This window comes from Pseudomonas jinjuensis (genome assembly GCF_900103845.1).
GTDB classification, from domain to species: Bacteria; Pseudomonadota; Gammaproteobacteria; order Pseudomonadales; family Pseudomonadaceae; genus Pseudomonas; species Pseudomonas jinjuensis.
This window is the reverse complement of the sequence record NZ_FNIJ01000010.1, coordinates 247,262-254,438: the sequence shown is the minus strand read 5'-3', so window position 1 is coordinate 254,438 and position 7,177 is coordinate 247,262. Positions and strand designations below refer to the sequence as shown.

The following is a 7,177-nucleotide window of genomic DNA, read 5'->3' as shown; positions in this document are numbered from 1 at the left end:
TTGATTTTCAAGAACTTCGTCGGCGTCGTCGACTGGAGTGGGGCGCATTATAGGGACCTGAAAATTCCCGTCAACGGCTTTCTGAAAGAATTTTCACTCAGCGACCAGGGTGACGCGAGCGAAGCTCTTCTTGCCAGCCTGGCATACATGAACTGCGCCGAGCTTGAAGACGAAGCTGCGATCCACCACCTGCCCGTCCACCCGCACTCCGCCGGAAGCCAGCAGATCACGAGCCACGGCCGAGTTCTTCGCCAGGCCTGCCTTGTTGAGAACAGCCGCGATCGGCAGGTCCTCGGCAGAAGCCACTTCCACTTCCGGCAGATCTTCCGGCAGCTCGCCTTCCTTCAGACGGTTACCGGCAGATTTGTGCGCAGACGCAGCAGCCTCTTCGCCATGGAAGCGGGCGACGATTTCCTCGGCCAGCTTGATCTTGATGTCGCGCGGGTTCGCACCATTCTGGACATCGCGCCTGAAGCCTTCGATCTCGTCCATGGAGCGGAAGCTCAGCAGCTCGAAATAGCGCCACATGAGCGAATCCGGGATCGACACCAGCTTGCTGTACATGACGCCGGGCGCTTCCTGGATACCGATGTAGTTGCCCAGCGACTTGGACATCTTCTTCACCCCATCCAGCCCTTCGAGCAGCGGCATGGTCAGGATGACCTGGGGCTCCTGATCGTAGGCGCGCTGCAATTCGCGCCCCATCAGCAGGTTGAACTTCTGGTCGGTGCCACCCAGCTCGACGTCCGCGCGCAGGGCCACCGAGTCATAGCCCTGCACCAGCGGGTAGAGGAACTCGTGGATGGCGATCGACTGGTTGCTGGCATAGCGCTTGCTGAAGTCATCGCGTTCGAGCATGCGCGCCACGGTGTACTGGGAGGCAAGGCGAATGAAATCGGCCGGGGACAGCTTGTCCATCCAGATGGAGTTGAACGCCACTTCGGTCTTCGCCGGATCGAGGATCTTGAACACCTGCGACTTGTACGTCTCGGCGTTCTCCAGCACCTGCTCGCGGGTCAGCGGCGGGCGGGTGACGCTCTTGCCGCTGGGATCGCCGATCATCCCGGTGAAGTCGCCAATCAGAAAGATGACCTGGTGCCCGAGGTCCTGGAACTGCCGCAGCTTATTAATAAGCACGGTGTGCCCGAGGTGCAGGTCCGGAGCGGTCGGGTCGAAGCCGGCCTTGATGCGCAGCGGCTGGCCACGCTTGAGCTTGGCGACCAGCTCATCTTCCACGAGGATTTCATCCGCACCGCGCTTGATCAGCGCGAGCTGCTCTTCGACCGACTTCATTGCAGAGTCCCGCCCGTTTCCAGAATTCAAAAGGGAACCAACCATACAAGATCAAAAACGAAAAACAAGCTCTCCCCCGCATCGCGGGACGAGCAGCAGGAAAGGGCAACTCAGGGTTGCCTCAAAGGAAATTTGATTATATTTTAGGCAGTTATTTCACATTCCAAAAACACCACTCATGCCATGACGCAATCAGATCAGAAAGCGCCACCCTATCCCAAGAGCCATTTACTGGCTGCCAGTGGAATAGCCGCGCTCCTCAGCCTGGCCCTGCTGGTGTTCCCCTCGAGCGAAGTCGAAGCGAAGAAAACGACTCTCAACCTCGAGCTGGAAGGCGGTACCGACCGCATCGTCCAGGAAAAGGACGACCTCCGACCGGCTCCGGTCACCGAGGACGCGGGCAATTCTCCATTCGTACAGATCGAGACCCCGTCCAGCAGCGAACAGAACAGCGCCGGAAAAGACGCGGACAGCAAGACCCAACTCACCGAATCAAGCGCACCCGCCACTCCAGCCGCCCCGGCCTGGAAGAGCATCACCGTGGGCAAGGGCGATACCCTGTCCAGCGTTTTCGCCAAGGCCGGACTGCCGTCCAATGCCGTGCACGACGTGCTCGCCAGCAGCAAGGACGCCAAGCGTTTCACCCGCCTGCGCAAAGGCCAGGACGTCGAATTCCTTCTCGCCCCGAACGGTGAGCTGCAAGCCCTGCGCGTAAAGCAGAGCGACCTGGAAACCCTCAATCTGAGCAAGACCGGGAAGGGTTACGTATTCAAGCGTGATCTGGTGAAGCCCGAACTGCACACCAGCTACGCACACGGAAAGATCAACAGCTCCCTGTTCGCCGCCGCCCGCGACGCCGGCCTGCCGCACCAGCTGATCATGTCGCTGACCAGCATCTTCGGCTACGACATCGACTTCGCCCTCGACCTGCGCGATGGCGACGAATTCGACGTGATCTACGAAGAAAGCAAGGTGAACGGCCGCAAGGTCAGCACCGGCAACATCCTGGCGGCCCGCTTCGTCAATCGCGGCAAGACCTACACCGCCGTCCGCTACACCAACAAACAGGGCAACACCAGCTACTACCGCGCCGACGGCACCAGCATGCGCAAGGCGTTCATCCGTACTCCGGTGGACTTCGCCCGGATCAGCTCGCGCTTCTCCATGGGGCGCTACCATCCGGTGCTGAACAAGATTCGCGCACACAAGGGCGTCGACTATGCCGCGCCGACCGGTACGCCGATCAAGGCCACCGGCGACGGCAGGATCGTCGAGGCGGGACGCAAGGGCGGCTACGGCAACGCCGTGGTCATCCAGCACGGCCAGCGCTACCGCACCGTGTACGGCCACCTGAGCCGCTTCGCCAAGGGCATTCGCTCCGGCAGCAGCGTCAAGCAGGGGCAGATCATCGGCTATGTCGGCATGACCGGCCTGGCCACCGGCCCCCACCTGCACTACGAGTTCCAGATCAACGGCAAGCACGTCGACCCGCTGAGCGCCAAGCTGCCGATGGCAGACCCGCTGGCCGGGCCTGACCGCAAGCGTTTCATGGCCCAGACGCAGCCCCTGATGGCCCGCATGGACCAGGAAAAGACCACCCAACTGGCCCTGAACAAGCGCTGAGCCATGGCACGCTACCTAGGCCTGATGTCCGGAACCAGCCTCGACGGCCTGGATATCGCCCTCGTCGAGCAGGACGGCTCCACCGTCCTGCTCGCTTCCCACTACATTCCCATGCCCGCCGCGCTGCGTGCCGAGCTGCTCGGTCTCTGCGCATCCGGCGCCGATGAACTGGCCCGCACCGCCTGCGCCGAGCAGGAGTGGGTGCGCCTCGCCGCGCAGGGCATCGCCGAACTGCTGCAGAAACAGGGACTGACCGCCGCCGATATCCGCGCCATCGGCAGCCATGGACAGACGGTGCGCCATGAGCCCTGGCGCAGCTTCACCATCCAGATCGGCAACCCCGCGCTGCTGGCCGAACTCACCGGCATCGACGTCGTCGCCGATTTCCGCCGCCGCGACGTGGCCGCCGGCGGACAAGGCGCACCGCTGGTGCCGGCCTTCCACCAGGCGCTGTTCGGCAACGAGCGGCAGCGCGCCGTCTTGAATATCGGCGGCTTCAGCAACGTCTCGCTGCTGGGTCCAGACCAGCCGGTACGTGGTTTCGATTGCGGCCCGGGGAATGTCCTGCTGGATGCATGGATACAGCACAACCGCGGCGACGCCTACGACAAGGACGGCGCCTGGGCCGCCAGCGGAACGCTGGACAGGGACCTGCTCGACCGCTTCCTGGCCGATGATTTCTTCGCCGCGCGCGGACCGAAGAGCACCGGCCGCGAGCGCTTCAACCTCGACTGGCTGCAGGCGATTCTTGCCGCGGGTCCGGCCATTGCCGCCGAAGACGTACAAGCCACCCTGCTGGAGCTTACGGCCCGCAGCATCGCCGAATCCCTGCTGGATGCGCAGCCGGATTGCGCGGAAGTGCTGGTCTGCGGCGGCGGCGCCTTCAACCCGGCGCTGATGGCGCGGCTGGCGGCGCGTCTGCCGGGCGCACGCGTGAGCAGCACCGCGGAGCGTGGCGTGCCGCCGGAGTGGATGGAGGCGATGGCCTTCGCCTGGCTGGCGCACCGTTTCCTCGAACGCCTGCCAGGCAACTGCCCGGAAGTCACCGGCGCCCAGGGGCCGCGGATTCTCGGCGCGCTGTATCCCGCCTGAACAACGCCGGAAACGAAAACGCCGCGCATGAAGCGCGGCGTTTTCATTGGAGCCGGGATCAGATCGAGAAGGACTGTCCGCAACCGCAGGTGGTCGCCGCATTCGGGTTCTTGATCACGAAGCGCGAGCCTTCCAGGCCTTCCTGGTAGTCCACTTCGGCGCCGGCGAGGTACTGGAAGCTCATCGGGTCGACCACCAGGGTCACGCCGTCGCGCTCGACGATGGTGTCATCCTCGGCGGATTCCTCATCGAAGGTGAAACCATACTGGAAACCCGAGCAGCCGCCGCCGGTGACGAACACGCGCAGCTTCAGGCGCGGGTTGCCTTCTTCGTCGATCAGGTTCTTCACCTTGTTCGCAGCCCCTTGGGAAAACAGCAGGGGTGTAGGGGTGAAGGTCTCGATGGTCATGGTCACAACTCTCCCGGCCAGGGCCGTACGTTACAACATTGCGGGCTATTATCGACTTGACCTAGAAAAATGGTCAACTAATCCCGGATATCCATTGATCGAAGTCAGACCGCCCCGGCCAGGGGCGGTCCGCGCCGGATCAGGGCAGCAGAGCTACATTCGAGAGCCCCATACGCTCTTCCAGGCCGAACATTATGTTCAGGTTCTGGATCGCCTGGCCCGACGCGCCCTTGACCAGGTTGTCGATCACCGACAGCACCACCACCAGATCACCGCCCTGGGGACGGTGCACGGCGATGCGGCAGACGTTGGCGCCGCGCACGCTGCGGGTTTCCGGATGGCTGCCGGCCGGCATCACGTCCACGAACGGCTCGCTGGCGTAGCGCTCCTCGTAGAGCTTCTGCAGGTCCACGGTGCGGTCGGCGACGCGCGCGTAGAGGGTCGCGTGGATGCCGCGGATCATCGGGGTCAGGTGCGGTACGAAGGTCAGGCCGACATCGCCCCTGGCCGCGCGGCGCAGGCCCTGGCTGATTTCCGGCAGGTGGCGGTGGCCCTTGACCGCGTAGGCCGACATGCTCTCGCCGGCCTCGCAGAACAGCGAGCCGACCTTGGCGCCACGGCCGGCGCCGCTGACGCCGGACTTGCAGTCGGCGATCAGGGTGGACGCATCGGCCAGGCCCTTCTCCAGCAGCGGGATCAGGCCGAGCTGGGTGGCGGTCGGATAGCAGCCCGGCACCGCGATCAGGCGCGCCGACTTGATCGCCTCGCGATTCACTTCCGGCAGGCCGTAGACCGCTTCCGGCAGCAGCTCAGGCGCGCCGTGCGGCTGGCCGTACCACTTGGCCCATTCCTCGGCGTCCTGCAGGCGGAAGTCGGCGGAGAGATCGATGACCCGGGTGCCGGCCGCCAGCAGTTCGCCGGCCAGGGCATGGGCGACGCCGTGCGGAGTAGCGAAGAACACCACGTCGCAGGCGCCCAGGCGCTTGCTGTCCGGCACGCTGAAGGCCAGCCCGTCGTAGTGGCCGCGCAGGTTGGGGTACATGTCGGCAACCTTCACGCCCTCCTCGGAGCGCGAGGTGATCACCTCGACCTGCACCTGCGGATGCTGGGCCAGCAGCCGCAGCAGTTCCACGCCCGTGTAACCCGTCCCACCAACGATACCGACCTTGATCATCTGTCACTCCAGCAAAGGGGCAAAACTCAGGAGCGCAATGATAAGAGTCACCGCCAACGCTGAACAGCTCGAATCGGCTCAGGAATCGGACCGTTTGCCGGAAGACAGTGTCTCCATCATCTGCCGCGCCAGGGCGTGATAGATCGGCACCGGGCTGATCCGCGAGGAAATCGCGCTTGCCAGCAGCGTCGCGGCGAGGATCGGGATCAGCATGTCCGGGCTGTGCGACAGCTCGATGGTGATCACCGTGGCGGTCAGCGGCGTGCGGGTGACACCGGCCAGGTAGGCGGACATGCCGAGCAGCCCCACCGCCGGCAGCGTCGCCCCCGGGATCAGCGGCGTGATCCAGGGCGCCAGGCTGGCGCCGACGGTCAGCGACGGCGAGAACAGCCCGCCGGGAATCCCGGCGATGAAGGACAGCACGTTGCCGAGGAACTTCCACAGCAGGAACCAGTGATCGACCACAGGCTGCCCTTCGAGAATCGAGCGGGTTTCCGCATAGCCGGTGCCGAACACATGCGCCCCGGACAGCAGCCCGAGCAGCGCCAGCAGCAGTCCGCATGCCGCGGCGAAGCGGATCGGCCAGCGCCCGCGCCAGCGCGCGATGAAACTCAGCGGCCCGCTCTTCGCCGGCAGGATCAGCCGGCAGTAGAACCCGCCGAGCACGCCACCGAGGATTCCGCAGGCGACCACCGCGATCCACGCCGGGCCGAGCGGCATGGTTTCCGAGAGCTCGCCGAAATAGCTGTAGCTGCCCATCAGCCCCAGCGTCACCATGCCGCCGAGCAGCACGGCGGTGAGCAACAGGCCGCTGAAACGCTGCTCGAAGGTCTTGCTCAGCTCCTCGATGGCGAACACCACGCCGCCCAGCGGGGTATTGAACGCCGCCGCGATGCCCGCCGCGCCGCCGGCCAGGATCAGCCCGGTCACCGTGCGCTTGCCGTACAGCCCCAGGCGCCGGCCGAAGGAATACATCAGCGCCGCGCCGATATGCACGGTCGGCCCCTCGCGCCCGGCAGACGCGCCGACCAGCAGCGCCAGCAGGGTCAGGACCAGCTTGCCGACAGCGATGCGCAGCGACAGCAGGGCATTGCGCGTCTGGCTGCTGCTCTGCTGCAAGGCCACTATGACCTGCGGGATGCCGCTGCCGCGGGTGTTCTTCAGCGCGCCCTGGGTCAGCCAGACCAGCCCCGCGAACCCGAGCGGACAAAGCAGCCACGGCCACCAGCGATTGTGCGCCACCACCGCGCGGAAGGTCGCGCTGGCCAGGTCGGCGAGATGGGCGAAGGCCAGCGCCACCAGGCCGACCAGCAGCGCGCCGATCCAGAAGGCGACGCCCTGCCGCCAGCGGCGCAGGAAGCGGTTGCGCCGCCAGAAGCGCAACGGGTTGCTGCGAATCGGCCGGGGCTGTCGCTCGGGGGCAGTCGGGTCGAACATCCTGTCAGGCCTGGCATCTGCCGGATGCCGCGCGGCATGCGCCGCTCGACGGGGCACATGGAATGGGGATAGCGATCAGTCTAGCCAGTCATGGCAGAACGCCTGCCGCGGGGATGACGCCCCGGCGCTTGCACCACTACTATTCAGCG

The 7,177-nt window shown here is 65.2% G+C and carries 6 protein-coding genes; 2 read left to right on the top strand and 4 right to left on the bottom strand.

From position 1 onward, the window contains the following. Positions 1 to 93: 93 nt before the first annotated feature. Positions 94 to 1,293 (bottom strand): tyrosine--tRNA ligase, encoded by a 1,200-nt coding sequence (gene tyrS, locus BLR75_RS16225; protein ID WP_084314897.1) that lies wholly within the window; start codon positions 1,291 to 1,293, stop codon positions 94 to 96. A 183-nt stretch (positions 1,294 to 1,476) separates the two neighbouring features. Here tyrS and BLR75_RS16220 point away from each other — a divergent pair, with 183 nt between their 5' ends. After that, a complete protein-coding gene (locus BLR75_RS16220; protein WP_084314898.1) occupies positions 1,477 to 2,916 on the top strand; it encodes a peptidoglycan DD-metalloendopeptidase family protein in 1,440 nt (479 codons plus the stop codon). 3 nt (positions 2,917 to 2,919) lie between these two features. Beyond that, entirely contained in the window at positions 2,920 to 4,008 is a 1,089-nt protein-coding gene (locus BLR75_RS16215; RefSeq protein WP_084314899.1) for an anhydro-N-acetylmuramic acid kinase, read from the top strand. A gap of 58 nt (positions 4,009 to 4,066) precedes the next feature. On the opposite strand, the gene erpA is transcribed toward BLR75_RS16215, so the two are convergent. From erpA to BLR75_RS16200, 3 genes are all read right to left on the bottom strand, one after another. Further along, complete coding sequence (erpA, locus tag BLR75_RS16210) at positions 4,067 to 4,417, bottom strand: iron-sulfur cluster insertion protein ErpA (protein ID WP_084314900.1); 351 nt, start codon at positions 4,415 to 4,417, stop codon at positions 4,067 to 4,069. Positions 4,418 to 4,556: 139 nt separating this feature from the next. Further along, positions 4,557 to 5,591: an N-acetyl-gamma-glutamyl-phosphate reductase gene (gene argC, locus BLR75_RS16205; RefSeq protein ID WP_084314901.1), complete on the bottom strand. Its 1,035-nt coding sequence runs from the start codon at positions 5,589 to 5,591 to the stop codon at positions 4,557 to 4,559. Between the two features lie 78 nt (positions 5,592 to 5,669). After that, positions 5,670 to 7,028 carry a chloride channel protein gene (locus BLR75_RS16200; RefSeq protein WP_084314902.1) on the bottom strand — a complete coding sequence of 453 codons (1,359 nt, stop codon included), beginning with the start codon at positions 7,026 to 7,028 and terminating at the stop codon, positions 5,670 to 5,672. Positions 7,029 to 7,177: the final 149 nt, after the last annotated feature.

What these genes read in the sequence shown, in the direction of transcription:
- argC (WP_084314901.1), bottom strand. Translation starts at nt 5,591, where the DNA reads ATGATCAAGGTCGGTATCGTTGGTGGGACGGGTTACACGGGCGTGGAA.
- erpA (WP_084314900.1), bottom strand. Translation starts at nt 4,417, where the DNA reads ATGACCATCGAGACCTTCACCCCTACACCCCTGCTGTTTTCCCAAGGG.
- tyrS (WP_084314897.1), bottom strand. Translation starts at nt 1,293, where the DNA reads ATGAAGTCGGTCGAAGAGCAGCTCGCGCTGATCAAGCGCGGTGCGGAT.
- BLR75_RS16200 (WP_084314902.1), bottom strand. Translation starts at nt 7,028, where the DNA reads ATGTTCGACCCGACTGCCCCCGAGCGACAGCCCCGGCCGATTCGCAGC.
- BLR75_RS16220 (WP_084314898.1), top strand. Translation starts at nt 1,477, where the DNA reads ATGACGCAATCAGATCAGAAAGCGCCACCCTATCCCAAGAGCCATTTA.
- BLR75_RS16215 (WP_084314899.1), top strand. Translation starts at nt 2,920, where the DNA reads ATGGCACGCTACCTAGGCCTGATGTCCGGAACCAGCCTCGACGGCCTG.